The organism is Chitinimonas violaceus, assembly GCF_052601015.1.
This window is the reverse complement of record NZ_JBQXDJ010000022.1, coordinates 33583-58568: the sequence shown is the minus strand read 5'-3', so window position 1 is coordinate 58568 and position 24986 is coordinate 33583. Positions and strand designations below refer to the sequence as shown.

Genomic DNA, 24986 nt, shown 5'->3' with positions numbered 1-24986 from the left:
CTAACATTTCCATGGTGATCACCCTTTCTCTCCTGCCTAGAAATTAGGCAGGGCAAGTAGAACACCTGGGTCAGTTTTGAATCGGCACTAGCACTTTGGCTGGGTCAGTTTTCGGTCAGCCGCAACACCCTAACGGCATTACCTACAACTTTGTACCGCTTGAGCCGTTCGACTCGAAGACGTTGGACAACCTCAATTTAATGAATGAATACGCATGAAAGAAAGGTCCATGTACCACCTAATTTCCTACGGCCAAACCCGCTGCACATACTGCGGTGTTGTTTCCAACAACTTCGAACCTGGTAACGGCTGCCATGCCTGCCTACGCGGCGTAATGCGGGCAATTAACGGTAATTACAAACTGAAAAGCAAGGTGGCGTTTTACATGCACTACAGCATCTATCGAACCCTGCGTGCCCTCGGCATGAGCCCTATCGCTGCACTTCGCGCCGGAAATCTTATTCGCAACGTATTGCTTAAACACAGCTTTGAAAAGGTCTCCCCGTTATGAACCAAGAAATCAAAGCAAAGCTGGTAACCGCCTCAGTAAAGATTACCGCGCTACTTGGCTTTGTTGACTTTGCATATTGCGAAGAGACAGACCACTTAGCCAGCCTTCCGTATGACTTGAGACGGGGCAAAGAGGGCAAGGTTTTGAACCACAACATAGCAGCACTAGATAAAGCCATTGGCTACCTGACTCAAGCGCGAGACCACATTGAACAAGCCTATGCAGGCGAATAGCAGCAATCAATCCACTTAACCCCCTCGCCGAGCACCTGCTAACACGGTTGATCCACGAGGTGGTTAACACAATCAACAGGGATTACTCATGAAAAACAATAACGGCGACACCGAAATGATCGTTACTTGGCTGGAGAATAATTCAGGCTGGCATAGCGCCACCGACATTCATAAGGCGCTCAGTCTTGCAAATAAGCACGTGTTACTTAAGCAGCTATTTGATAGTGGGAAGATTGAAAGAAGGCGAGAGAATGCATCAACGAACTGGCGATATCGCTTCCCCGTCCAGGCTTCTACCTTGGCATTCAATTTAATTATTGGACATCCACCCAAACGCTTACCCAAAGGGAAACTTGTTCTGCTAGCAGATACACAACATCCACAACAAGGTCAATTACCCAATAGCGCCTACAACGCTCACTGCTTGGGAATCTAGACATGAATAACAGGCTATTCCTTACACACGATGAAGTAGCAGAACTAAGTGGAATTAAAGCTGGTAGGAAAGGGTTAAGCCGAGATCAACGTCAAATTGCTTGGCTAAGAAATTCGGGAATTCCATTTTTCGTAAATGCTGCAGGCCGTCCAATTATAACAACTGCCAGTCTCATTATTAGTAATAGAGATGAGCAGCCTAAAGCCAGCTGGAAACCACGAGTATTATCACATACCAGATAATACATAGAAAAATTCCCGACACAACTTTCAATACTCCAAAAAATATACAGGGGGCACACTAGCATGGGGCGGAGACCGCATGTACATATTCAACTTCCGAAACGCATGCGAAAGCGCAAACAACGCTCAGGTGTAATATATTACTATTACGAGCAAGAAACCAAGGAAGGTAAAAGACCTGAAATACCACTAGGAAGTGATTATCCTTTGGCATTGAAAAAATATGCAGAATTAGAAATCGCTGCCACTGCTGAATCAATAGACATTACAACATTCCAACATGTCGCTAACCAATATTTGGAAAAGGTTGTCCCTCTAAAGTCAGCAAGCACTCAACGCAACAACAAGCTCTATTTAACAAAGCTGTCAGCATTCTTTAATGACCCACCAGCTCGCTTATCTGATATTGAACCGTTAAATATCCGACAGTATTTAGATTGGCGAGTGGGTGAAGCTAGAAGAGCCGCAGAACTAAAAAATGAGGAAAGACGACAGAAAGGCATTAAAGAATTAGAAATAGAAAACAACCATGGACACGTCATTGCCAACAGAGAAATAGCCCTTTTCTCTGCAATTTGGAATTACGCTAGAGAGTCTGGCTATACAAAATTAGCTAATCCATGTCAAGGAATTACAAAATTCAGAGAGCTTGGCAGAGATGTTTATATCGAAGATGACGTAAACAATGCCGTTTACGCAGCAGCTTGTCAGACCTTACGCGATTGTATGGACCTTGCTTATTTAACAGGACAACGACCAAGCGATACAATTCGAATGTCTGAAACAGACATTAAATATGGTGCTCTTTCAATCCGCACTGGAAAAACTAAGAAAAAGATTCGAATTGCCCTTAAAGGGTCGCTAGAGCAGTTGATCGGTCTTATTAGGAGCCGAAAAAAAACATTAGAAATTCATTCATTACGCCTAATTGTAAACGAGAAGGGTGAAGGAATTCGTAAGGATGCTCTTAGATATCGTTTCGATAAAGCAAGAGAGCGAGCAATAAAAACGGTAATGGAAAAGGTTTATAAAACGGCTGATCCAAATGTAAAGGAACGATTATTCCTTCTAGCAGCTGCGATTGATGAATTCCAATTCCGTGACTTAAGAGCAAAAGCAGGTACAGATAAGGCAGACGATACCGGCGATATTCGCAAATCACAGAAATTACTAGGACATACAACGGTAGCAATGACTGAGCACTACATCAGGGACCGCAGGGGCGCTATGAGTGACCCGACGAAGTAAAGATTGCGAAGCGCTTCGCAATTTGGATAGAAGAAGGGGGCTACGTTTACACGTAACCCCCTGATTCTTGGTGCCGACTGCCGGAATCGAACTGGCGACCTGCTGATTACAAGGCAGCTGCTCTACCAACTGAGCTAAGTCGGCGTTAGGGGGCGAATTATACCGACCTATTTGGTTTTGCCTAGATCTTTTGAAAGAAAAAATGCATCGGAGAAAAATTCCTCGGCGGGCAGCCCTCTTCCAGTGAAACTGCCATGGGCCGCCTCCACCATCACAGGCGCTCCGCAGGCATAGACTTGGAAGCCCGACAAGTCCACGAAATCATGCAGGATAGCCTCGTGTACAAAGCCAGTACGCCCTTGCCAGGCATCCTCCGGCAGGGGTTCCGATAGCACCGGGATAAACGTGAAGTTAGGCAAATCCACTTGCCACTGGCTGGGCAACTCAGGCATATACAAGTCTGATAACGTACGCGCCCCCCAGTACAGGATCATCTCGCGCTGGATACCCTTCTGAATGGCGTATTCAACGATACTCTTGATCGGCGCGAAGCCCGTGCCGCTAGCCAAAAAGATGATGGGCTTGTCCGACTCTTCCCTCAGGAAGAAAGAGCCTAATGGCCCGGTGAAACGCAGGATCTCGCGCTCACGCATCGACTTATGTACGTATTCAGAAAATTCACCACCAGGTACCAAGCGTACATGCAACTGCAGGTACCCCTCGCTATGCGGCCGATTTGCCAGTGAAAAACTGCGCTTCTTACCATCCTTGGTATGAATATCGATGTACTGGCCTGCCAGGAACTGCAACCGCTCGTTGGTAGGCAGCTTCAACGAGAGCACGGCGACATCGTGCGACGCACGCTCGATATGCTCGACCCGACACGGCATGGTACGAATCTGGATATCTTTGGTGGCGAGGATTTCTCGGCATTCAATCGTTACATCACCCACAGGCTCGGCACAACAGAACAACGCCAAGCCCTGCATCTGCTCGGTTTCGTTAAGCGCAGAGGTCGAGTGTTCACGGTGCTGGACATCGCCAGCCAACACTGTGCCTTTGCATGCGCCACACGCTCCATTACGGCAGCTGTAGGGCATGTTGAACCCAACCCGCATAGCGGCTTCAAGAATGGTTTCACCGTCCTCGACGGTTATCTGCTGTTTGCTCGGTTCAATAGTGAGCTGACTGGCCATGGAATTCCTACGTATCTGGAAGCATATCGGCCATTACAATGACGCTATGCAAAGAAGACTATTAATTATCGGGTGCGGCGATGTACTGGAGCGTGCCTTGCCTTGGCTGACAAGGCGCTTTCGGGTGTACACTCTTTGCCGTAGTAGGGAACGCGCCGCTGCGTTACGGGCCAAGGGAGTGGTGCCAATCCAGGCAGATCTCGATAATCCAAGCAGTCTGGCAAGGTTGGCAGGCTTGGCCGACTATGTCCTGCACTCAGCCCCACCTTCGCCCCAAAGCAAGGACGACCCACGCACATCTCGACTGCTGGCGGCACTCACACGGTGCACAATTCTACCACGCAGGTTGGTCTACATCAGTACAACCGGGGTATACGGCGACTGTAGCGGCATACGCTTTAACGAATGTCGACCTTGCCACCCTGAGTCAGACCGCGCCCATCGGCGTGTAGTGGCGGAATCTGTTCTGCGTAATTATGGAAGGCGTAGCGGGTGTCGGATCAGCATACTACGCGCACCCGGCATCTATGCTGCAAATCGCCTTCCTCTGCAGCGGATCGAAAAGTCAACGCCCGTACTAGTCCCTAGCGATGACAACTACAGCAACCATATCCATGCGAATGACCTTGCCATGGCTTGTTGTCTGGCTTTGTTTCGTGGTCTGCCTGGGCGGGTCTACCACGCTTGCGACGATAGTGAATGGAAAATGGGAGACTGGTTCGACAAAGTAGCAGATGCCTACAAACTGCCACGCCCACCACGCCTGCCTTACGCCCAGATACAACAGACGGCATCGCCTGCGCTATGGTCGTTCATGCGGGAATCGCGGCGGTTGGATAACACACGGTTGAAACGCGAGCTGGGTATGCGGCTGGCCTACCCAACACCTGATACGCTGTTGGATCAGTTACGCAAAAGCTGATGCCGTTCGCGTTCCAGCTGGGCCATATAGCGTTGCAGCAGGTTCTCGGTCTGCCTCGACAGATTGACATACCGCGTCCCGACCATGGTCTGTATGCTGCCATCACGTTTGGTGACCTGGCGCATACTGCGTATCTCCAGGCTGACCTCGATCATGCCAAATGTACCGAGATCAATCCGGCATTCTGAAAATACTTGCGTGAGCTCAGCATCCACCGGACCACTCATCCACAAACCTACCCCACCGACAGAAATATCATGCAAGGGCAATTCGTAGACCTTTCCATTTGGATGCGGCAACTTACATAAAATAGGCCGGCCTATTGGTGTATCAAGCCGGAAATACTCGCGCCTTTGCAGCTTGATAAGGTCTGACGGAAAGCTCGCAACGAATGCGGGCCTTTCGTCGTATTCGTCCAGGCTCACACTGCCGGCCAGTACAAACTGGATCTTCACCCCTTCAGGCGCAGCAGCAAATACCACATGGTCCGACCGCACGAGTGCGCGGTTTATCGCGTCGACGCCACTGATATCAAACCAGAAACATTGCTGTTTGGTATCGACCGCGAGCAGCGCCGATAGAAAAGAATGCGCCCCGTGATCAAAGTGGATCGTCACCAGATCGCTTTTCTGGGCGAGCGAACGCAATACAAAGCTGATTTCCACCGGTGTACGCAGCAGGTATCCACTCACGTCCACCCCGGCCGGGATCAGTTCGACGCTTTCACTTTTGTCCTGCGCAGAGTTGTTGTCCTGTTCCGCCACTGTATTTACAGCTCACATAGGATATTGGTTTGGACACAGGGGGCATTTATATGCCCCAGCTACCATTATATGGATTCATGCCAAGGCTCGCTTGCCCGTTAATGCTTTCCCATTTAGCTCGTGAACGAGTTCTTAGAGTAATAGCGCCAAATCGTGTGCAAACACAGCACTACCCGCACCATAATTAACAAACAATCTTAGCTGTCCTTGTTTATCAATAATATATGCGCCTGCGCTATGGTCGACTGTGTAATTGTTCGCATTGCTTGAACCACCCGGCGCCGACTTCTGGTAGACGATCTTGAATTTATCGGCCACTGCGCGGATTTCTTCCTGGCTACCGGTCAACCCTATAAAGCCAGGATTGAAGGCAGGCACATATTGGCTTAGCAAAGTAGGCGTATCGCGTTCAGGGTCGACACTGACAAACAGTACCTGGACCTGATTCGCTTTTTCACCCAGCTGTTTCATCGCAATCGCCAATTCGCTCATCGTCGTCGGGCAGACATCCGGACAATGGGTGAATCCAAAAAACAGCACCACAGCCTTACCTTTGAAATCGGAAAGACTACGCAGCTTGCCATCGTGGCCAGTCAGGCGAAACTCGCCCCCAATCGGCGCACCGGTCACATCGGTAGACTGAAAAACCGGCTTGGCCTGTTGACCACAGCCAGTAATAGCAATCAGCAACCCCAACAGCGCTGCTGTAAACAAAGAACGACACATGGTTTTATACCAGGGGAAAAGGCAAATAGTGATCAAGCAAGAGCGCTGCAAACAACAAGGAGAGGTAAAGAATGGAATAGCGAAAAGCACTACGTGCCAAGGCATCGGAATAATTACGCCAGATACGCCAGGCATAAACCAGGAAGATCACATCAAGCACCACTGCTGCAAGCAGGTAAATCCATCCGCTCATGCCGGTCGCTACAGGTAACAAGGTGACCGCAGTGAGAATAAGGGTGTAGAGCAACACATGCAATCGGGTGAAAGCCTCGCCATGCGTCACAGGCAACATCGGCAAACCTGCCTTGGCATACTCCTCACGTCGGTATAGCGCCAAGGCCCAGAAATGTGGAGGCGTCCAGGCGAAGATGATCAGGAAAAGAATCAAGGCGTCGTGACTAACCGTACCGGTAACAGCCGCCCAACCCAGAATGGGCGGCATAGCCCCAGATGCACCACCAATAACGATGTTTTGTGGGGTATTCGGCTTAAGCACCAGGGTATAGATGATGGCGTACCCCACAAAGGTCGCCAACGTAAGCCACATGGTCAGCGGGTTAACCATCTCATACAGCAACCACAGGCCGAAACCACCCACCACGCTGGCAAAAACAAGCGTCTGCTGGCTGGTTACCTGACCACGCGGTAAAGGCCGGGCACGGGTACGCGCCATAACAGCGTCGATCTTCTGCTCCACCAGACAATTGATAGCAGCAGCAGCACCAGCCACCAGTGCGATGCCCACTGTCCCGGCCAATACCAGCAGCAGTGGCGGCAAATCTGGCCTTGCCAGAAACATACCGATCACCGCACAGAACACAATCAATGCCACCACTCGGGGTTTGGTAAGCGCCAGGAATTCACGCAAGCTGGTGCGCAAAGAAAGTGGGGCTTTGCGCAGGATCGCAGTGCTGCTCATCATGGACTCCATTCTTAGCTTCTATTGATTTCCGACCTGCAACCCGGCGTTGGGCTTGAACAGACTTACCGCGCCGAGGTTGCCGTATCGCCAACACTCAGGCGGGTAGCACTTGCCACTTCGCTTTTTACCGACAAAACGCGAGGACGGTGCGCAAGGCGGAAATTCAAACAGACCAACAAAACCAGCAGAAAAGCCGCGCCGGCGTTATGCAACGCAGCCACAAGCAAAGGCAGGTGCAAGACAACATTGGCAATACCCAATCCAACCTGCACGCATAGCGCCACTGCAATGGCGCAAGCCAGACCACGCAATACCTGTCGGCGATATAGGCGCCAGCTCAACCAGGCAAGGTAACAAAACGTCACCAATGCCCCCACGCGATGCAGCCAATGAATCGCCGTCAGGTTCGCCATGGTCAACATATCGCCATCCGGCGTCTGCCCCAGTTCCCGCAATACATGGAATGCATCGGCAAAATCCATCGTGGGCACCATACTGCCCTGGCAGGTGGGGAAGTCGACACAGGCAAGTGCGGCGTAGTTCGTACTTACCCAACCGCCCAGAACAATCTGGCAGGCCAGAATCATCAATCCGAAAAATGCTTGAAGCCGCAGATTGGGTACATCTTGCTTAATAAGGGCCCAGTCGTACTGGCGTAGACTCAGCCAGACCAGCATTGCCAACAATGTCATCCCACCGATCAGATGCGACGTGACAATTGCGGGCTTGAGCAGCATGGTTACTGTCCACGCCCCCAGTGCCCCTTGGAAACAGACGACAAAGAATGTGGCAACCGATAGTGCCGGTGACTGCCGCAACTTCTGCCGATGCCGTACCGCCAATACGGTAATCACCAGGATCAGGAAGCCCAAGGTACTGGCGAAATAGCGGTGCACCATCTCTTTCCAGGCTTTGGTCAGACTTACCGGACCATATGGCTGCTCGGCATGGGCGGCGCTGATTTCGTCAATCGCATGATGTGGCGTGACCTTGCCATAACAACCCGGCCAATCTGGACACCCAAGACCCGCATCAGACAGGCGTACATAAGCACCCAATACGATCAGACAAAAAGTCCAAACAGCAGCTAACAACGTAAGTTTCTTGTACATAAGTGCACGATCAGTGAAGCATGAAACCGATTGAAACCTGTCTACTACCTAACATGGGCAAGCATGCTCTGAGCACAGCTGCCCAGCCTTATCAGAACTTGTTCACGCTCTGTTACGAGCAGCCGTCAGCAGGGTGCAGAGTAGCGCATAAACCCTGATCACGACTGCACAGTAAGAGCGCGAACAAGTTAGAGCAAACAGCCTACACAGATTCCTCCTCCCTACCGACAATGCCGGCACACGCAAGGAATCGAACCCGAAGTTTTGCAACAGTCCTTGTGGATTAACCGATGTTTTCGTTGTTCTTTAGCAACCCGGTCAATTCCTTGATGACTTTTCGCGGCTCAGCGGTACGAGGGTACCGCATCACCTGATTGCCCAATGGGTCGATCAGGTAAATGCCTCCATCAAGCTGTCTGGGCAGAGGGACAGGATCCAGCGCACGCCGGATATGCATACCATCTGCTTGCTTTAACGTGGCTGCCGAAGGCTGTGCTGCGTCTGTCACCAGCCATACCCGCTCTACCCTGTCCATCTCCTTGCCCTGCGCCAACCGATATTGGCGCATCGCATACAAGGCATCGGGGCACGACTGCTCGCACCGGGTGCTGTCCACCATCACCAATAGCCACTTTCCTTTCAAATCGGCCAAGCTGGCGGAAGCACCCTCAAGGGTGCTCAGCTTGAATGCCGGTACCGGCTGTACGGGCAACAGCTCACCATAGGATTTACCACCAGCAGGCTTCCACACGTAATAAGTCAGGTAGGACGCCAATATCGGCGCAATCGCGACTGCCAGTACGGCAAACAGGGCCCAACGGCCATTGGAGGCTCTAGGTACAGGAGGATTCATTGCGTAGGTCGCTTCCAATGCAAAACAATAAACAACACCACAGCCAGCGCTGCAAACACAAACCACTGCCCAGCATAACCATAATGCTTTTCCACCCCCAGATCGGGTGTTGGCCAGTTGCGTATCAAACTATCCTGGCCTTCAAGCTGGTAAGCCAATGCAGCCACCATAGGCACCCGGAACTGCTTTTGGTAACGGCTCCAATCAAGGTTTTGCCACACTTCACCCTGCGTCTGCGCCGTAGCCAGTTCCACGTAGTGTTGCTGTGGCGATACCAGACGGATTGTCAACGTTACAGGTCCGCCAGGTACTAGCGCCGCCGGCGGTACACCGACCTGCTTGGGTAACCATCCCCGATTAACCAGAAACCAACGCCCATCGGGTAAAGCCAATGGCGTAAGCACATGAAAGCCCGCCCTACCCTGGTTTACCCGGTTATCCAGGTAAATCTGTCCTTGGGGTTGCCACACACCAGTCAGTAGAAATCTGCGCTGCCAGGCAGTATCGCCCAGTTCTCCGTGCCAGGATGCAGCGGGTACAGTATCCCGCTGCGCCAACAGCGCCGCCATTGCTTCCTTTTGCTGCCCCCTGCCAAGCTGCCAGTAACCCAACCGTATAGTCAGCGCAACAAACACCAACGTAACCAGCACAATGAACCAGGTAGGGCGGCGAAATGAGAGAGGGAAGGTCTGGCGAGGAGAAGACAAGGGGGGCTACACTCAGCTTTACGATTGTTACTACCGCTACCGGCTCACTATGAAAATCATCATCGTACTGTTGATCATCGGCATTCTGATCGCCCTTGGATCAGCACTCTTTGCACTGATCAAACACAAAGGCAGTTCAGATAGAACAGTAAAAGCGCTGACCATCCGGGTAGCGATGTCAGTGGGCCTCTTCCTGCTACTGATGCTGGCAGCCAAGTTTGGCTACATCCAACCACATGGGGTCTACGGCGGTTGAATAAATGCCTATCGCGACAAAATGGTGCAGCACAGGCTGCACCATTTTCTTTTCAGCCGTCCTGGCACTTACTCACGCTTCATCGCAAACAAGCGCTTAAGCACATCTTAAAGGTCTCGCGAGCTAAAGCGAGACAAGGCGAAAACACCTGAGGAAGCGGAATTTACACAGAGTAAATGAGCATTCTGAGGGTGTTTTCAACGCCGTATCGCTGACGCACAGCAGACCCTGAATCGTCCTTAGAGCCAGTAGACAAACACAAACAGAATCAACCAAACCACATCCACAAAGTGCCAATACCAAGCTGCCGCTTCAAAAGCAAAATGGTGTTCGGCAGTGAAATGCCCCTTTAGCGAACGGGCATACATAACCGCCAACATCAGCGCACCGATAAAGACGTGCATGCCGTGAAAGCCGGTCATCATGTAAAAGGTCGCGCCATACACGCCCGAAGCAAGGGTCAGCCCCATATGTCCCCAAGCGTGTGAATACTCATACACCTGCAGGCCCAGAAACAGCGCGCCAAGTAGTACGGTAACCAACAAGCCGAGTTTGAGCTGGCCACGGTTGTTCTTCATCAGCCCCCAGTGCGCAATCGTCAACGTCACCCCGGACGTCAGCAGGATCAGCGTATTCCAGGCAGGCAGGCCCCAGGCTGCCATCACCTCATAGGGCTCGGTGCCGTTTGGTGCTACCGATGTCGGCCACATGGACCGGAAGTCGGGCCAGAGCAACTTGTGCTCCATATTGCCGAGCTCCGGCACCGAGATGGTCCGTACGTAGAACAAGGTGCCGAAGAAGGCTGCGAAGAACATCACCTCCGAGAAGATGAACCAGCCCATGCCCCAACGGAAAGACAAGTCCACCCGTTTGGAATAGACCCCGCCTTGGGATTCCTTCACTACATCGCCGAACCAGCCGAACAACATATAGATAAGAATGGCGAAACCGACAGCCAGTGAGCCATAACCCAGGCTGATGGCATTCACTGCCAATGAAGCGCCGAATCCGATGAAGAAGAGCGCAAAAGCGCCAACCAAAGGCCATTTGGATGGCTGCGGCACAAAATAATCGGGTTGATGCGTTGCCATATTGTGTCTGCTCCCAGATGGGTTCTCGTTTATGCGCCGGTGTGGCCGGCCCTCTTATTTCTGTTCAGCTTGGTCAGCCTGCGCTAATTCGGCACGATGCTGCGAACCAGCAGAATCAGGCTGACGATAAATACTGCGGCGCATATCAATGCCGCCAGGATGATCTGTATCGGGGAGAGCTTCTGCAAATCCCCTTTGGAATCATTTCCTCGCCGGATACCGGTAAACGCCGCCACCACAGCGCCAATTGCCTTGAAGGGATTCATACTGGGCTTAGTGGGTGGCGTATCCATAGTCAACCTCAGGCTTCGGGCGGTTTTTTACTTGCGGCAGTGCCTGCCACTTCAAAGAAGCTGTACGACAGGGTAATGGTATGAATATCTGTCGGCAGCTTCGGGTCGATCACGAAAACCACCGGCATCCGCCGTTTTTCACCTGGCTGGAAGGTCTGTTGCGCAAAGCAAAAACACTCCAGCTTATTGAAGAACTCCGCAGCCCGCCCCGGCCCATAACTCGGTATCGCCTGGCCAACAATGGGGCGCGGTGCACTACTCTCAATGTCGTACATCACCTGCACAAGCTGGCCAGGATGAACCTTCAAGCTGGTCTGTTCCGGCGCAAAACGCCAAGGCAACTCACTGCGCAGGTTGGCATCAAGCTGTATGGTCACCGTGCGCTGCGTATCAACCTGGGTATTGATCACCTCATCCGGCCGCAACAGATTGTTGATGCCCGTAACCTGACAGATCTTTTCGTAGAACGGCACCAACGCAAAGCCGAAACCGAACATGCCAACCGCCACTACCAACAGCTTGGTCAATGTGCGCCGGTTTTCGGCCATGACGCCATTTTGGTCTTTCAACTGCCGACTCAACTCAGTGCCCCAGGAAGTAAAGGCGTGCCACGAAACCGAGGCCAATCGCCACAGCAATACTGGCCAGAATTAACCCAGTACGCAGGTTCTTGTTTTGCATCGCCTTCTTCCTCAATGCAGCTTTTGCGCAGCCGACAATCTATCGACCAACTCCACAGGTGGTGGGGTTTCCCAAGTGTGAAATGGCGCAGGCGAAGGTACTTCCCACTCCAGGGTATGTGCGCCTTCCCATGGGCGTTGCGGAGCTGGGCCAACCCCACCACGGATGGTGTGAATCACGTTGTACAGCAGAATCAGCTGGCCGAAGCCAAACATCATCGCGCCAACTGAGGCCATGGTGTTGAATTCGGTAAATTGCGTGGCGTAGTCTGGAATACGGCGCGGCATACCGGCAAGACCCAGGAAATGCATGGGGAAGAAGGTGACGTTGAACCAGATCATCGACCACCAGAAGTGGAACTTGCCCATCTTCTCGTTGTACATATAACCGGTCCATTTCGGCAGCCAGTAGTAAACCGCCGAGAACAACGAGAACAACGCACCAGCCACCAGCACATAGTGAAAATGCGCCACCACGTAGTAGGTGTCATGCAGCTGGATATCTACTGCCGCAATCGATAACACCACGCCGGACAAACCGCCAAGCGTAAACAGACAGACAAAACCAATCGCAAACAACATGGGGGTTTCCAGACTCATCGACCCCTGCCACATGGTGGCGATCCAGTTGAACACCTTCACCCCGGTGGGTACAGCAATCAGCGTGGTCGCGTACATGAAGAAGAGCTGGGCGGTAACCGGCATACCAACCGAGTACATATGGTGGGCCCAGACCATGAAGCTCAGAATGGCGATGGACGAAGTGGCGTACACCATCGAGTGATAGCCGAACAAGGGCTTACGCGAAAAGGTCGGGATCACCTGGCTGACCACGCCAAACGCTGGCAGCGCCATGATGTAAACTTCGGGGTGACCGAAGAACCAGAACACGTGCTGATAAAGCACAGGGTCACCACCACCGGCGGCATTGAAGAAGCTGGTACCAAAATGGCGGTCGGTCAGCACCATGGTCACTGCGCCAGCCAATACGGGCATCACCGCAATCAGGAGGTACGCTGTGATCAGCGTCGTCCAGCAGAACATCGGCATCTTCATCAGGGTCATGCCCGGTGCACGCATGTTCAGGATGGTGGTGACGATATTGATGGCACCCATGATGGAAGAAATACCCATGATGTGGATGGCGAAGATGGTCAGGTCCATCCCCATGCCCATCTGGGTTGAGAGCGGCGCATAGAGCGTCCAGCCCGCAGCCGCAGCGCCACCAGGCACCACGAAACTGATCATCAACAACAACGCTGCCGGCGGCAGGAGCCAGAACGACCAGTTGTTCATCCGGGCAAACGCCATATCCGGCGCGCCTATCATCAACGGAATCTGCCAGTTAGCCAGCCCGGTGAATGCCGGCATGATGGCACCGAACACCATGATCAAGCCATGCAGCGTGGTGAACTGGTTGAAGAGCTCTGGCCTGAAGAACTGCAAGCCAGGGGAGAACAACTCCAGGCGAATGCATAGGGCCATCACGCCGCCAGAAATAAACATGATGAAGGCGAACCACATATACAAGGTACCGATGTCCTTGTGATTGGTTGCCGTCACCCAGCGGGCCAAGCCTGTCGGATGATGGTCGTGGTGATCATCATGGGAAGCCTCAGGCGCGTGCGTTATGGTCGTCATCTTCTCGTCCTCTCTATCCGGCCATTACTGGCGAGCGGTCTTGATTTCAGCGGGTTGCACCACTTCACCCGTACTGTTGCCCCAGTTATTGCGTGTATAGGTAATGGCAGCGGCAATCTCGGTATCAGACAGGGTCTTGCCCCAGGCTGGCATCGCATTCTTGCCATTCATCACCAGGTGGATCTGATCTGTCTTCGGCCCCGTCACTATCTTTGAGCCATCCAACGCCGGGAATGCACCCTGGCCCTTACCGTTGGCCTGATGGCACACCGCACAATTGGCTTGATAGACCTTTTCACCCCGTGCCTTCATATCAGCCAGCACCCAAACCTTGTTCGGATCGTCCTGGCTCGCGGCAGCAATCTTCTTCTGCTCTTCAACCCATGTCTTGTATTTCTCCTGGCTCACCACATGCACCACAATCGGCATGAAGCCATGGTCCTTACCGCACAGCTCAACACACTGACCGCGGTAAACACCCTCTTTGTCGGCCATGAACCAGGTATCCCGGATAAAACCGGGTATCGCATCCTGCTTCACACTAAAAGCCGGCACCCACCAGGAATGGATCACATCGTTGGCGGTGAGCAGTACACGCACACGCTTACCAACCGGCACCACAACCGGGTTATCCACTTCCAACAGATAGTCTGTATTGCGGGTCGGCTTTTCACCGCCAAAGTTCTCGTACTGGTCCTGCGGCGTCTTCAAACGGCTGTGGAAGCTGAAACCTTCGTCCAGATAGTCATAGCCCCATTTCCACTGATAACCCGTAACTTTGATGGTCATGTCCGCGCCACGAGTATCCTTCTGGGCGATGATGACCTTGGTGGCAGGCCAGGCCATGGCAACCAGAATCAGCACGGGAATGATCGTCCAGATGATCTCGACAGTCGTACTTTCGTGAAAGTTGGCGGCTTTGTGGCCCTTGCTCTTACGGTGCTTGAAGATCGAATAGAACATCACACCAAACACCACGATGAAGATGACCGTGCAGATCACCAACAGAAAGGTGTGCAGGCTGTAGACCTCGCGGGCGAGGTCATTAACGGGTGCTTGTAGATTGAGTTTGTATTCGGCAAAGGCAGAGTGACTGACAGCGAACAGCAATGATGCAATCAGCCCGGATACGCGGTTCTTCATATTGTCCCCATGACGGCACGCCCGCGGGCGTCGTTTCCCTCTGCGCCGGTATTCCGGCGTCGTGTTGCTCTACCGCACAACACAGACCAGCGTCTGCGCTGCGGCAAAAAGTCGCATCAATGCTAGCAGAGGTAGTAAGGGGGCTCAACGAACAAAATCGCCAGAAGTCCTTATTTGATAAGCATTTCTGGTAAAAAACCGAATATTTGCTCTTGGTTAAATTCGAACTTTTTGCCGTCAGGTATATAGGGAACCATCCCTAAGCGAGGGGCGGGAATGTGTGCATCTAGGTATGCCAAGTTCGCATCGCGGGCGGGCATGGCAGGATCGATACAATTCGCTACCCAACCCGCTAACGCTAACCCACTGTCTCGAATGGCTTTTACCGTTAGCATTGCGTGATTGAGACAACCGAGCCTCAATCCCACCACCAAAATCACCGGCAATTTCAATATGGCCGCCAAGTCTGCCATAGTTCGGTTATCGTCCAGAGGAGCAAGCCAACCACCCGCTCCTTCGACTAATACGAGGTCGGCGAGTTCGGCCAATTTTTCGTGGCTTTCACGCAACAAATCCAGGTCCAAGGTCACCCCAACCGCCGCCGCCGCCAAATGTGGCGAGATGGGCGGTTCAAATGCATAGGGATTGCGCAGCGATAAAGCCGCCTCGACATTGCTTGCATGTGCATGGGCCACGACGTCTTCGTTCTCCAGCTCCCCAGTGCTGGTGCGTACACACCCCGAAGCCACGGGCTTCATACCCACCACTCGATGCCCGGACTTGGCGAGCTCGCGCAACAGCACACAGGTCACCATGGTCTTGCCGACTTCGGTATCCGTGCCGGTAATGAAGTATCCCGCCATTATTTGGTTCTCGGCCGGAACTCGATAACCTGGCGGCCATCAGCAAACCCAGGTTTGGGAGCAGGCTTCCAGGCATGTCCGTAGACCACTTCGTAGGTTGCGGGCAGCCTGCCTTCGCGGCGCAATTTCTCATAGGCCGCTTCGGCTCGCTGAAAAGCGGTCTTCCCCATCAAGCCGCGGCCACGGCCAAACGCCACATTGTGTGCACCAATGGCTTTAAGGTCCCGCATCACGGACTTCATATCGCTATATGTCAGCACAATCTTTTCCATGTCCATCACTGGAGCAGAGAAACCCGCATGTGACAGGGCATCGCCCAGATCGTGCATATCGATGAATCGATTCACATGGGGCCGCGCATCGGCCTGCGAAAAAGCACTCCGCATCTCGATCAGGGTATCCGGGCCGAAACTGCTGAACATCAGCAACCCCTCCGGCTTGAGCACCCGGTGGAATTCACGAAATACCGTATCGGGTTCGTTCAGCCACTGGATCGCCAAACTGGACCACACCAGCTCCAGTGAATTGGCAGCCAAGGGCAATGCTTCAATGTCCGCACAAATCTGCCAGCTGCGTTTCTGAAACACTCGCTCCAATAACCCTAGCTTCCCCGCTGCCACCTGCAGCATCGACAACGCCAGGTCGAGCTCCAACAAGCGCGCATCCTTGTAATGCGCCCTGAGGCGCGGACCGGCATAACCGGTACCGCTGCCAGCATCCAATATCCGGGTAGGGGCCAGCTTCACCAGCTCCAACCGCTCGAACATCCGGTCCGCCACTTCACGCTGTAATACGGCTGCACCATCGTAACTGGCAGCGGCACGTTCGAAAGAAAGACGTACCTGTTTCTTGTCGGTGTAAAAGCTTTCCATGACTTGCTCAGGCAGTTCGCCGGCTTGCCAATCTGGCATGCACCAGCTTGATCAGCATGGGCAGGAACGAAATAGCCACAACAACAACAACCATCACCGACAGATTGTCCTTGATGAAAGGCACACTGCCGAACTGGTAGCCCAACGTAACCAATGAACCGACCCAGATCAGCGTACCCAGCACACTGAAGAAAAGAAACTTGGGGTAAGGCATCGCCGCCATACCAGCAACGAATGGGGCGAAGGTACGCACAATCGGTAAGAAGCGGGCCAGCGCGACTGTCTTCCCACCATGGCGATCATAAAAAGCCTTTGTACTGTCGAGATAATCGCGGCGGAATATCTTGGAATTCGGATTGGAGAACAACCGCTCCCCTGCACGCTTACCTATCACATAGTTCAGCGAGTCACCCAGAATGGCCGCCGTAAATAGGCATGCGGCCAGACCATAAGGATTCATCCCACCCGTTGCTGCAATCGCGCCGGCGACAAACAACAAGGAATCCCCCGGCAGGAACGGCATCACAACAAGACCCGTCTCACAAAAGATCACCAGAAAGAGAATGAGGTAGATCCATGGACCGTACTGGTTCACCATCTGGCCCAGAAACACGTCGAGGTTAAGAATAATATCGATCAGATTAAAGTCCATCGCGAGCTTCTAGCATTGAGTTATTACGGTCTATCAAGTGACGGCGGATTCAGGCAACTATCTGAAATTTGTCGCGCAACCCTGAATTGGGCGAAATACAGCACGAGAACCGGAATGTACCTGGGTATAGAAAGATACTGAACAAGACCCGATAAGGGGATAGCAAGCCACATGCTGCTTCCAAAGACTTGTTCAAAGCCAAATAGCAAACTGCCCAAGCAAGACACAGGTACGACAAACCGTACATGCACCAAGCTCGGGCAGTGTGGCAGAGCAATACTTCGTGACTTAGAACCTGTTCTTAAACGACCGCTTCTTCTTTGACTTTAACCGGCTTGATCATGTTCTCGCGCGTCACGCCAAACAGCAGCAACAGTGGCGAGGCCACCAACACTGAGGAATAGATACCAAACACGATGCCGATGGTCAGCGCCATGGCAAAACCATGCAATGCAGTGCCACCGAAGAACAGCATCGCCAGAACCATCATTTCGGTCGAACCGTGGGTAATAACCGTACGGCTCATGGTGGCCGTGATGGCGTTGTCGATTACCTCTGGCACTGTCTTGCCGCGCAGACCGGCTTTGCGGAAGTTTTCACGGATCCGGTCGAACACCACCACCGATTCGTTCACCGAATAGCCAAGCACTGCCAATACAGCAGCCAGTACCGTCAGCGAAAACTCCCACTGGAAGAAGGCAAACACACCGAGGATGATCACCACGTCATGCAAGTTGGCGATGATGGCTGAAACAGCAAAACGCCACTCGAACCGAATAGCCAAGTAAATGATGATGCCAAGGCAAACTATCGCCAACGCAGTCAAACCATGCGTAACTAGCTCCTCACCAACAGATGGGCCTACGTACTCCACTTTGCGCTGCTCGACTTGCGCATCGCTCCTGCGCAACTCGTTCATGACCTTCTCTGAGAGCGCAGCGCTGCTGGTACCCGAAACATTGGGCAGACGAATCATGATGTCACGGCTCGTGCCCAACGCCTGCACAACAATCTCGGTGTTCTTGCCGCTGAGATTCAACGATTCAACCTGATGGCGCACTTCAAGCAGATCGGCAGGCCGGCTGTAGCGTACTTCCAGCACAGTACCGCCTGTGAATTCAATACTCAGGTTCAGACCCTTGTACACCAGGAAGAACACGGCAAGGAGGAAGGTGAGCAACGAGATCGTCGTCGTCAGCTTCCCGTAGCTCATGAACGGGATGTCTTTTTTGAAATGGAACATTTCCAACATGGCGATTCTTCCGGCTTATACGGCGAGTTTGCTGACTTTACGGCGATAACCGTAGATCAGGTTAACCAGGCCGCGCGATACCACCACGGCCGAGAACATCGAAGTGAGGATGCCAAGGCAATGCACCACGGCAAAACCACGGACAGCGCCAGAACCGAAGATCAGCAATGCCACACCGGCGATCAACGTAGTGATGTTTGAATCGAGAATGGTTGCCCAGGCATGCTCGTAACCGGCTTTAATCGCCGTCTGCGGCGGCGCGCCATTGCGCACCTCTTCGCGAATCCGTTCATTGATCAGCACGTTTGAGTCAATAGCCATACCCAAGGTCAGCGCAATAGCTGCAATACCCGGCAAGGTCAGTGTGGCCTGCAGCATGGACAGCAATGCAATCAGGAACAGCACGTTGGCAGCCAGCGCAACCGATGCCGTCACACCAAACACTCGGTAGTAGATCACCATGAACACCACGATGGCGGCAAAGCCGTACAAGGTGGAATTGAAACCCTTCTCGATGTTCTCTTTACCCAGACTTGGACCGATAGTGCGTTCTTCTACGATATCCATTGGCGCCGCCAACGAACCGGCGCGCAGAAGCAGCGCTGTGTCGTTGGCATCCGCAGTGCTCATCGCACCGGAAATCTGTACACGCCCACCGCCAATCTCACCACGGATAACTGGCGCAGTCACCACCTGACCTTTGCCCTTTTCGACCAGGATCATGGCCATGCGCTTACCAATATTCTCTGCAGTCAGCTGACGGAAGATATTCGCGCCCCCGCTATCGAGGTTGATATGCACCGCAGGTTGGTTATGGTCGTCAAACCCTGCCTGGGCATCGTTGATATTCTCGCCAGTCAGTTCAACCTCACGCTTTACCAGAATCCGCCGGTTACCACGCGGGTCCAACTCATCCATCAACTCGTAACCCGCTGGCACATTGCCATTGAGCGCCTCGGCCAACTTGGACTGGTCATCCTCTACCATACGCACTTCCAAGGTAGCGGTACGACCGAGAATATCCTTGGCACGGGCTGTGTCCTGCACACCAGGCAACTGCACTACGATACGTTCAAGCCCTTGCTGCTGGATGATGGGTTCCGTAGTACCCAGCTCATTCACCCGGTTATGCAGGGTAGCGATGTTCTGTTTGACGGCATCTGTCTTGATACGAAGCAGCTCTGTTTCAGTCAGCGTCAACTTGAGGTTGAAATTACCTGAGGTCGACTGCTCGGTAATCTGAACGACAGGCAGTGCTTTTTCGATGGCACTACGTGCGGCGCGCAGTGTTTCTGCATCACGCAACTGCACTTCCACACCATTAGTGCCACGCTTGATCGCACCGGCACGAATCTTTTTGTCCTTCAACTCCCGCCGCACATCACCGGCAATCCGCTCGAAAGCCTTATCCACTGCGGCTTTCATATCGATTTCCAGCAAGAAATGAACCCCGCCGCGCAGGTCCAGCCCCAGGAACATTGGGTGTGCGCCCAGCGATGTCAGCCAATGCGGTGTATTCGACAACAGGTTGAGCGCTACTACATAGTTCTCACCCATGTTTTCCTGGATCAGGGTCTTAGCCTTGAGCTGCACATCCACATCTTTGAAGCGCACCTTGAGGCTGTTGTTCTCCAGGAACAAACCTGACGGCTGCAGCTTTGCATTGCTCAACAGCTGCTCGACCTTACCCATGACGGCATTGTCGACCTTGATGCTCGAACGCGCGCCGGAAATCTGCACCGCGGGGCTTTCGCCATAGAGGTTAGGCACGGAATAGACCAGGCCCAGCGCTACGGCAGCCAGGATGATCAGGTATTTCCAAACAGGATATCGATTCATAGGCGAGAAACAGACTGTGCGGCCGCAAAGCCAAAGAAGAAACGGGCAACCGGATAGCTGCCCGTGGATAACTTAACGCTGCGCCTTCAGGGTACCTTTTTCCAGCTTGTTCGCAATAGCGACACGCTGTACGACCATCTCCACCCCGTCTGCGACTTCCACGGTGAGGTATTGTTCGCTGGCCTTGACGACCCGACCCAGTACCCCGCCATTGGTTACTACTTCATCGCCCTTGGCAATGGCGTCGATCATGGCTTTTTGCTCCTTCATGCGCTTTTGCTGCGGACGAATCAGCAGGAAATAGAACAGCACGAAGATGATAATCATCGGCACGAAGGACATCAGCTCAAAGCCAGCCGGTTGAGCGGGGGCGGCGTAAGCGGGGGTGATCAGCATAAAAAGTCTCAGTAAACAGAACTACATATTTAAAAGAAGCTGCTCACAACCATTGCTACACAATGGCAACCAGGATTCATACGCAACTCAAAACCCATGTGTACTCGGCAGTACACACCGATTCCAGCGCTTCACCCTGTTGGCAATTGGTCGCAACAGATCGCGAATCATTTCTTGGAAAACAGGCGGGGCATTCTAGCCGTGCCGGTGGGCAAAATCCACCCATCGGTATTTGCCATAGGCAACGATGGCATCAACACCGCGAACTGCCGCCAGCCAGCATTAGATTGTCAAAGGCGTTTGAACACCAGATTTCACGTTGGTTCAACCATATTCAGTCGGCCAACATATAAAACCACAGTGCTTATTCGATACCACGACCACGCTCTGCATGGAACCGCGACACGAACTCGTCAAACGTATCGGCTTCGATCGCGGCGCGCATACCTGCCATCAACCATTGGTAGTAATAAAGGTTGTGAATAGTATTGAGCCGAGCCCCAAGAATCTCTCCGGTCCGGAAAAGGTGATGCAAATAAGCCCTGCTGAAATTCTGGCAAGCGTAACACGCACAGCTTTCATCCAATGGCCGTACATCATTCTTGAAACGGGCGTTCTTGATCTTGACGTCACCAAAGCGGGTAAACAGCCACCCATTTCGGGCGTTACGCGTTGGCATCACGCAATCGAACATGTCCACACCTTGGCTTACACCGTAAACAAGATCTTCCGGCGTACCCACCCCCATCAGATAACGTGGCTTATCTACAGGTAGCTTAGGTGCGGTATAAGCCAGGACACGCGTGAACTCTTCCTTCGGCTCACCTACGCTTAGGCCGCCAATCGCGTAACCGTGAAAACCGATATCCTGCAAACCAGCAAGGCTTTCGTCACGCAGGCGTTCATGCATACCGCCCTGAACAATACCAAATAACGCATTGGGGTTCTCCAACCGCGCAAACTCATCCTTGGAACGACGCGCCCAGCGGGCTGACATACGCATGGATGCCGCCGCTGTCTTTTCGTCTGCCGGATAAGGTGTGCACTCATCGAAAATCATGACTATGTCGGAATTAAGGCTCTTTTGTATCTGCATCGAGATTTCAGGCGTCAGGAACAGCTTGTCGCCATTGACCGGGGAAGAAAACTTCACGCCATCCTCAGTAATCTTACGCAGCGCACCCAGGCTGAAAACCTGAAAGCCACCTGAGTCTGTCAGGATCGGCTTATCCCACCCCATAAACTTATGCAGCCCACCATGGGCATCGATCACTTCCAAGCCCGGCCGGAGCCAAAGATGGAAAGTATTCCCCAGGACGATCTGGGCGCCGATTTCATTCAGTTCCAGCGGAGACATGGCTTTGACCGTGCCATACGTACCTACCGGCATGAATACAGGGGTTTCCACCACACCATGGTTTAACTCCACACTACCGCGACGAGCACCATGACTGGTGGTTTTAAGCGTGAACTTCAAGCCGTTTTCCGGCATAACAAGACTCCTGGCGCAACCGGATACACAGTCCGGCGCGCAATTGGGTTAAGAAAATAGGATTCAACGGGTATAGAAAACGGGCTCGTTGCCCCGGTGCTCGGCGAGGGTAAGGCGCATCCGCGCACCACTATCAAGCCGCCCTACATAAACATTGCCCTCGTAACCCGCTCCGGTATCAAGATGGCAATGCGAGTGGAAAATAATAGGATGCGGCACAGGACTGTGGCCGCAATAGGTAATCGACAAACCATTCATCCAGCTGGCCGGCTCCTTGGCCATTACCGCCCCGGCAGCCTCATCGGCCAGGGTACGGCTCCAGATAAGACGCTCTACGACTTTGTTATCGGCATCCGCAAGCCGCGCATCCAAATCGGCGTCTCTATATAGCTTTTTACCCGTAGGCGATTCAAGCAGCGCGGCATGCACCACATTGAATCGCTCCAGTGTGCCTGGCCCCACCACCAGGACATGTGGCAAACGACGCAATACCTGCGCCGCGGCAAACAAGGCTGGGTCCTTTTTTAAGATACGGCCCAGCGCCCATCCACCTCCATTGGCCACTGATAACGCGATCGCATCATCATCGCCATCCATGGCATTCAGCAGCATCTGTTCGTGGTTGCCAAGCACCGCGTAAAACCAGGGCTGACGCAGCAGATTCAAACATCCCATAGCATCTGGACCACGGTCGACCAAGTCACCGCAGGAAAACAACCTGTCTCCACGACGTGGATCGAATCCAACCGATATCAGCAGAATATCCAAGTCCCGCCGGCAGCCATGAAGATCGCCGACGATAAAATCGCGACCTTCCTCATTACGCGGCAGAAAAGCGATGCGCGGAGGCATCGTACTTGGCTCGGACATAGGCAAATTATGGCAGGCAGACGACGATTATCATCTTAAATCCGTTCCAACAGCATCGCATCGCCATAGCTGAAAAAACGATACTCGGCCTCAATTGCGTGCGCGTAAGCAGCTCGCATACGCTCATAACCCATAAAGGCTGACACCAGCATCAGCAACGTCGATTTGGGCAAATGGAAATTCGTGATTAAGGCGTCAACTGCACGGAAACAATAACCGGGAGTAATAAAGATGTCCGTATCCCCCTCAGGCTCAGCAAAGTCACCCCCTCTGCAGGCTGCTTCCAAGGCCCGCAAGCTGGTCGTCCCCACCGCGATGACACGTCCGCCACGAGCACGGGTGGCCGCGATAGCCGACAGCGTCTCCTCAGGAATTACATAGCGCTCGTGGTGCATACGGTGTTCTGCCAGATTCTCCACCCTCACCGGCTGAAAAGTGCCGGCTCCCACATGCAACGTCAATCTTGCATGCGCCACGCCAGCCTGGGCTAGTGTCGCCAACATGTCTTTCGTAAAATGCAAACCAGCCGTGGGCGCAGCCACAGCACCGGGCTCACGTGCGAAGACGGTCTGATAGCGCTCTGCATCTGCGCTATCTGGCTGATGTTCAATATAAGGTGGTAATGGCAACTGACCTGCAGCTTCCAATACACCCAACGCAGGCTGTTCAAAACGCAGTTGGAAGAATTCTCCCTGTCGCGCCACCATCTGCGCACGCCACTGGCCACCAAATACCAGCCATGTGCCAGGTTTGGGCGACTTGCTGGCACGTATCATAGCCAGTACTTCGTACTGTCCCGTGACACGCTCAACCATCGCTTCAATCTGACCACCACTGTCTTTATGACCATACAGGCGCGCTTTGATCACCCGGGTATCATTCAGTACCAGCAGATCCCCTGCGCGTAGTAACTGCGGCAAATCGGAAAATTGCCTATCGTATAAACCCGTCGGAACCGGTAGATGCAGCAGGCGGCTAGCACCACGCGTGGCGGGTGGGAACTGAGCAATCAATCGCTCTGGCAAGTCGTAATCGAAATCGGAAAGCTGCATTTAGAGGAAAAAGAAGCGAACTGCAGGGAAAAGGCGACATTATATCAGCACCTCTCATCAACCCGCGGCCATTAGAACAATGGCACCATAAATGCCAAAAACCGCGCGGAACCTGAGATCCTGCCTATCGAAGCAACAAATTTCGAGCAATTGCTTGACCTAATTTTCGGCGAATAATAGACAACGTGCAGCCATCTGCGGCAAACTCGCGGCCATGACGAAGCCGAACCTGCACAATTTGGCTGGACAGAAAAGCACCATCCTGATACTGCACGGCCCAAACCTGAATATGCTTGGGCGACGTGAACCACAGTATTACGGCGCCGAAACGCTGGACAGCATCAACAACCGCCTTTGCAATGAGGCGGCTGCCGCGGGTTACGCCTGTACAACACTCCAGAGCAATAGCGAAGCAACCCTGATAGAGCGTGTGCATACAGCCTTTGATGATGGAACTGCTTTTATCATCATCAACCCAGCCGCCTTCACACACACCAGCATTGCCCTGCGCGATGCTTTTGCAGCCGTAAAGTTGCCCTTTATCGAAGTCCATCTCTCCAACGTCCACGCACGCGAGTCTTTCCGGCATCACTCCTACTTTTCGGACCTTGCAGTGGGCGTTATCTGTGGCTTGGGTCCAGCTGGCTACAGCTATGCCCTTGAACACGCAATTGACTATCTCAAGCGTAATCAGTCAACCTGAACTCGTTCAGGGGGCTGGG

At 53.0% G+C, this 24986-nt stretch carries 29 protein-coding genes and 1 tRNA gene; 7 read left to right on the top strand and 23 right to left on the bottom strand.

The features are described 5' to 3' along the window. Positions 1–507: 507 nt before the first annotated feature. The 4 genes from ACUHMQ_RS09925 to ACUHMQ_RS09910 all read left to right on the top strand — a co-directional run bounded on the left by ACUHMQ_RS09925 (position 508) and on the right by ACUHMQ_RS09910 (position 2670). On the top strand, positions 508–744 hold the full coding sequence (locus ACUHMQ_RS09925; protein ID WP_445295305.1) for a hypothetical protein: 237 nt from the start codon (positions 508–510) through the stop codon (positions 742–744). Positions 745–832: 88 nt separating this feature from the next. Then, positions 833–1180, top strand: coding sequence for a hypothetical protein (locus ACUHMQ_RS09920; protein ID WP_445295304.1), 348 nt, complete (start codon positions 833–835; stop codon positions 1178–1180). A 2-nt stretch (positions 1181–1182) separates the two neighbouring features. After that, positions 1183–1422, top strand: a complete 240-nt coding sequence (locus ACUHMQ_RS09915; RefSeq protein ID WP_445295303.1) for a DUF4224 domain-containing protein — start codon at positions 1183–1185, stop codon at positions 1420–1422. Positions 1423–1527: 105 nt separating this feature from the next. After that, the gene (locus tag ACUHMQ_RS09910) at positions 1528–2670 is read left to right on the top strand and encodes a tyrosine-type recombinase/integrase (RefSeq protein WP_445295302.1); all 1143 of its coding nucleotides are present in this window, start codon (positions 1528–1530) and stop codon (positions 2668–2670) included. Positions 2671–2738: 68 nt separating this feature from the next. Here ACUHMQ_RS09910 and ACUHMQ_RS09905 read toward each other — a convergent pair. Together ACUHMQ_RS09905 and ACUHMQ_RS09900 are read right to left on the bottom strand one after the other, a co-directional pair. Then, positions 2739–2814 (bottom strand) — tRNA-Thr (locus tag ACUHMQ_RS09905). A gap of 23 nt (positions 2815–2837) precedes the next feature. Then, positions 2838–3866: a CDP-6-deoxy-delta-3,4-glucoseen reductase gene (locus ACUHMQ_RS09900; RefSeq protein ID WP_445295301.1), complete on the bottom strand. Its 1029-nt coding sequence runs from the start codon at positions 3864–3866 to the stop codon at positions 2838–2840. Here ACUHMQ_RS09900 and ACUHMQ_RS09895 point away from each other — a divergent pair. Further along, on the top strand, positions 3865–4788 hold the full coding sequence (locus ACUHMQ_RS09895; protein WP_445295300.1) for an NAD-dependent epimerase/dehydratase family protein: 924 nt from the start codon (positions 3865–3867) through the stop codon (positions 4786–4788). The two genes, ACUHMQ_RS09900 and ACUHMQ_RS09895, sit on opposite strands and share 2 nt — an antisense overlap. On the opposite strand, the gene ACUHMQ_RS09890 is transcribed toward ACUHMQ_RS09895, so the two are convergent. The 6 genes from ACUHMQ_RS09890 to ACUHMQ_RS09865 form a co-directional block, all read right to left on the bottom strand. Beyond that, positions 4770–5552: a flagellar brake protein gene (locus ACUHMQ_RS09890; protein WP_445295299.1), complete on the bottom strand. Its 783-nt coding sequence runs from the start codon at positions 5550–5552 to the stop codon at positions 4770–4772. The genes ACUHMQ_RS09895 and ACUHMQ_RS09890 overlap by 19 nt on opposite strands. Positions 5553–5684: 132 nt before the next feature. Then, positions 5685–6278 (bottom strand): SCO family protein, encoded by a 594-nt coding sequence (locus ACUHMQ_RS09885; protein WP_445295298.1) that lies wholly within the window; start codon positions 6276–6278, stop codon positions 5685–5687. Positions 6279–6282: 4 nt separating this feature from the next. Continuing rightward, the gene (gene cyoE, locus ACUHMQ_RS09880; RefSeq protein ID WP_445295297.1) at positions 6283–7200 is read right to left on the bottom strand and encodes a heme o synthase; all 918 of its coding nucleotides are present in this window, start codon (positions 7198–7200) and stop codon (positions 6283–6285) included. A gap of 62 nt (positions 7201–7262) precedes the next feature. Next, positions 7263–8312 (bottom strand): COX15/CtaA family protein, encoded by a 1050-nt coding sequence (locus ACUHMQ_RS09875; protein ID WP_445295296.1) that lies wholly within the window; start codon positions 8310–8312, stop codon positions 7263–7265. Between the two features lie 283 nt (positions 8313–8595). Then, positions 8596–9165 carry an SCO family protein gene (locus ACUHMQ_RS09870; protein WP_445295295.1) on the bottom strand — a complete coding sequence of 190 codons (570 nt, stop codon included), beginning with the start codon at positions 9163–9165 and terminating at the stop codon, positions 8596–8598. Next, entirely contained in the window at positions 9162–9872 is a 711-nt protein-coding gene (locus ACUHMQ_RS09865; protein ID WP_445295294.1) for an SURF1 family protein, read from the bottom strand. Before ACUHMQ_RS09865 ends, ACUHMQ_RS09870 begins: the two co-directional genes overlap by 4 nt. A gap of 49 nt (positions 9873–9921) precedes the next feature. Between ACUHMQ_RS09865 and ACUHMQ_RS09860 the strand changes: the two genes are divergently transcribed. Next, positions 9922–10128, top strand: a complete 207-nt coding sequence (locus ACUHMQ_RS09860; RefSeq protein WP_445295293.1) for a twin transmembrane helix small protein — start codon at positions 9922–9924, stop codon at positions 10126–10128. Positions 10129–10367: 239 nt separating this feature from the next. On the opposite strand, the gene ACUHMQ_RS09855 is transcribed toward ACUHMQ_RS09860, so the two are convergent. The 15 genes from ACUHMQ_RS09855 to queA form a co-directional block, all read right to left on the bottom strand. Continuing rightward, positions 10368–11219: a cytochrome c oxidase subunit 3 gene (locus tag ACUHMQ_RS09855; RefSeq protein ID WP_445295292.1), complete on the bottom strand. Its 852-nt coding sequence runs from the start codon at positions 11217–11219 to the stop codon at positions 10368–10370. Between the two features lie 83 nt (positions 11220–11302). Further along, on the bottom strand, positions 11303–11512 hold the full coding sequence (locus ACUHMQ_RS09850) for a DUF2970 domain-containing protein (protein ID WP_445295291.1): 210 nt from the start codon (positions 11510–11512) through the stop codon (positions 11303–11305). 8 nt (positions 11513–11520) lie between these two features. After that, positions 11521–12081, bottom strand: coding sequence for a cytochrome c oxidase assembly protein (locus ACUHMQ_RS09845; RefSeq protein WP_445295290.1), 561 nt, complete (start codon positions 12079–12081; stop codon positions 11521–11523). A 13-nt stretch (positions 12082–12094) separates the two neighbouring features. Beyond that, positions 12095–12193, bottom strand: a complete 99-nt coding sequence (locus tag ACUHMQ_RS09840) for a cytochrome oxidase small assembly protein (protein WP_445295289.1) — start codon at positions 12191–12193, stop codon at positions 12095–12097. A gap of 11 nt (positions 12194–12204) precedes the next feature. After that, positions 12205–13833, bottom strand: coding sequence for a cytochrome c oxidase subunit I (gene ctaD / locus ACUHMQ_RS09835; RefSeq protein WP_445295288.1), 1629 nt, complete (start codon positions 13831–13833; stop codon positions 12205–12207). Positions 13834–13857: 24 nt separating this feature from the next. Further along, positions 13858–14976, bottom strand: coding sequence for a cytochrome c oxidase subunit II (gene coxB, locus ACUHMQ_RS09830; RefSeq protein WP_445295287.1), 1119 nt, complete (start codon positions 14974–14976; stop codon positions 13858–13860). Positions 14977–15146: 170 nt separating this feature from the next. Beyond that, positions 15147–15839 (bottom strand): dethiobiotin synthase, encoded by a 693-nt coding sequence (gene bioD / locus ACUHMQ_RS09825; RefSeq protein ID WP_445295286.1) that lies wholly within the window; start codon positions 15837–15839, stop codon positions 15147–15149. Continuing rightward, positions 15839–16750 carry a malonyl-ACP O-methyltransferase BioC gene (gene bioC, locus ACUHMQ_RS09820; protein WP_445295285.1) on the bottom strand — a complete coding sequence of 304 codons (912 nt, stop codon included), beginning with the start codon at positions 16748–16750 and terminating at the stop codon, positions 15839–15841. Before bioC ends, bioD begins: the two co-directional genes overlap by 1 nt. Continuing rightward, a complete protein-coding gene (locus tag ACUHMQ_RS09815) occupies positions 16719–17363 on the bottom strand; it encodes a DedA family protein (protein WP_445295284.1) in 645 nt (214 codons plus the stop codon). The genes bioC and ACUHMQ_RS09815 overlap by 32 nt, the downstream gene beginning before the upstream one ends. 301 nt (positions 17364–17664) lie before the next feature. Further along, a complete protein-coding gene (gene secF / locus ACUHMQ_RS09810) occupies positions 17665–18612 on the bottom strand; it encodes a protein translocase subunit SecF (RefSeq protein WP_445295306.1) in 948 nt (315 codons plus the stop codon). A gap of 18 nt (positions 18613–18630) precedes the next feature. Further along, positions 18631–20454, bottom strand: a complete 1824-nt coding sequence (secD, locus tag ACUHMQ_RS09805; protein ID WP_445295283.1) for a protein translocase subunit SecD — start codon at positions 20452–20454, stop codon at positions 18631–18633. Between the two features lie 72 nt (positions 20455–20526). Next, the gene (gene yajC / locus ACUHMQ_RS09800) at positions 20527–20850 is read right to left on the bottom strand and encodes a preprotein translocase subunit YajC (RefSeq protein WP_445295282.1); all 324 of its coding nucleotides are present in this window, start codon (positions 20848–20850) and stop codon (positions 20527–20529) included. A gap of 364 nt (positions 20851–21214) precedes the next feature. Next, positions 21215–22342 (bottom strand): tRNA guanosine(34) transglycosylase Tgt, encoded by a 1128-nt coding sequence (gene tgt, locus ACUHMQ_RS09795; protein WP_445295281.1) that lies wholly within the window; start codon positions 22340–22342, stop codon positions 21215–21217. 63 nt (positions 22343–22405) lie between these two features. Beyond that, complete coding sequence (locus tag ACUHMQ_RS09790) at positions 22406–23194, bottom strand: metallophosphoesterase (RefSeq protein ID WP_445295280.1); 789 nt, start codon at positions 23192–23194, stop codon at positions 22406–22408. A gap of 53 nt (positions 23195–23247) precedes the next feature. Continuing rightward, on the bottom strand, positions 23248–24264 hold the full coding sequence (gene queA / locus ACUHMQ_RS09785) for a tRNA preQ1(34) S-adenosylmethionine ribosyltransferase-isomerase QueA (RefSeq protein WP_445295279.1): 1017 nt from the start codon (positions 24262–24264) through the stop codon (positions 23248–23250). 214 nt (positions 24265–24478) lie between these two features. On the opposite strand from queA, the gene aroQ reads away from it, so the two are divergent. After that, positions 24479–24967 carry a type II 3-dehydroquinate dehydratase gene (aroQ, locus tag ACUHMQ_RS09780; RefSeq protein ID WP_445295278.1) on the top strand — a complete coding sequence of 163 codons (489 nt, stop codon included), beginning with the start codon at positions 24479–24481 and terminating at the stop codon, positions 24965–24967. The last annotated feature ends 19 nt before the right edge of the window (positions 24968–24986 follow it).

Coding starts and splice junctions, on each gene's coding strand:
- yajC (WP_445295282.1), bottom strand. CDS start 20,850: ATGCTGATCACCCCCGCTTACGCCGCCCCCGCTCAACCGGCTGGCTTT.
- aroQ (WP_445295278.1), top strand. CDS start 24,479: ATGACGAAGCCGAACCTGCACAATTTGGCTGGACAGAAAAGCACCATC.
- ACUHMQ_RS09790 (WP_445295280.1), bottom strand. CDS start 23,194: ATGCCTCCGCGCATCGCTTTTCTGCCGCGTAATGAGGAAGGTCGCGAT.
- secD (WP_445295283.1), bottom strand. CDS start 20,454: ATGAATCGATATCCTGTTTGGAAATACCTGATCATCCTGGCTGCCGTA.
- ACUHMQ_RS09855 (WP_445295292.1), bottom strand. CDS start 11,219: ATGGCAACGCATCAACCCGATTATTTTGTGCCGCAGCCATCCAAATGG.
- ACUHMQ_RS09860 (WP_445295293.1), top strand. CDS start 9,922: ATGAAAATCATCATCGTACTGTTGATCATCGGCATTCTGATCGCCCTT.
- ACUHMQ_RS09925 (WP_445295305.1), top strand. CDS start 508: ATGAACCAAGAAATCAAAGCAAAGCTGGTAACCGCCTCAGTAAAGATT.
- queA (WP_445295279.1), bottom strand. CDS start 24,264: ATGCAGCTTTCCGATTTCGATTACGACTTGCCAGAGCGATTGATTGCT.
- ACUHMQ_RS09850 (WP_445295291.1), bottom strand. CDS start 11,512: ATGGATACGCCACCCACTAAGCCCAGTATGAATCCCTTCAAGGCAATT.
- coxB (WP_445295287.1), bottom strand. CDS start 14,976: ATGAAGAACCGCGTATCCGGGCTGATTGCATCATTGCTGTTCGCTGTC.
- ACUHMQ_RS09870 (WP_445295295.1), bottom strand. CDS start 9,165: ATGAATCCTCCTGTACCTAGAGCCTCCAATGGCCGTTGGGCCCTGTTT.
- ACUHMQ_RS09815 (WP_445295284.1), bottom strand. CDS start 17,363: ATGGACTTTAATCTGATCGATATTATTCTTAACCTCGACGTGTTTCTG.
- ACUHMQ_RS09885 (WP_445295298.1), bottom strand. CDS start 6,278: ATGTGTCGTTCTTTGTTTACAGCAGCGCTGTTGGGGTTGCTGATTGCT.
- tgt (WP_445295281.1), bottom strand. CDS start 22,342: ATGCCGGAAAACGGCTTGAAGTTCACGCTTAAAACCACCAGTCATGGT.
- ACUHMQ_RS09910 (WP_445295302.1), top strand. CDS start 1,528: ATGCGAAAGCGCAAACAACGCTCAGGTGTAATATATTACTATTACGAG.
- bioC (WP_445295285.1), bottom strand. CDS start 16,750: ATGCCAGATTGGCAAGCCGGCGAACTGCCTGAGCAAGTCATGGAAAGC.
- ACUHMQ_RS09915 (WP_445295303.1), top strand. CDS start 1,183: ATGAATAACAGGCTATTCCTTACACACGATGAAGTAGCAGAACTAAGT.
- ACUHMQ_RS09920 (WP_445295304.1), top strand. CDS start 833: ATGAAAAACAATAACGGCGACACCGAAATGATCGTTACTTGGCTGGAG.
- ACUHMQ_RS09900 (WP_445295301.1), bottom strand. CDS start 3,866: ATGGCCAGTCAGCTCACTATTGAACCGAGCAAACAGCAGATAACCGTC.
- cyoE (WP_445295297.1), bottom strand. CDS start 7,200: ATGATGAGCAGCACTGCGATCCTGCGCAAAGCCCCACTTTCTTTGCGC.
- ACUHMQ_RS09875 (WP_445295296.1), bottom strand. CDS start 8,312: ATGTACAAGAAACTTACGTTGTTAGCTGCTGTTTGGACTTTTTGTCTG.
- ctaD (WP_445295288.1), bottom strand. CDS start 13,833: ATGACGACCATAACGCACGCGCCTGAGGCTTCCCATGATGATCACCAC.
- ACUHMQ_RS09840 (WP_445295289.1), bottom strand. CDS start 12,193: ATGCAAAACAAGAACCTGCGTACTGGGTTAATTCTGGCCAGTATTGCT.
- ACUHMQ_RS09895 (WP_445295300.1), top strand. CDS start 3,865: ATGGAATTCCTACGTATCTGGAAGCATATCGGCCATTACAATGACGCT.
- bioD (WP_445295286.1), bottom strand. CDS start 15,839: ATGGCGGGATACTTCATTACCGGCACGGATACCGAAGTCGGCAAGACC.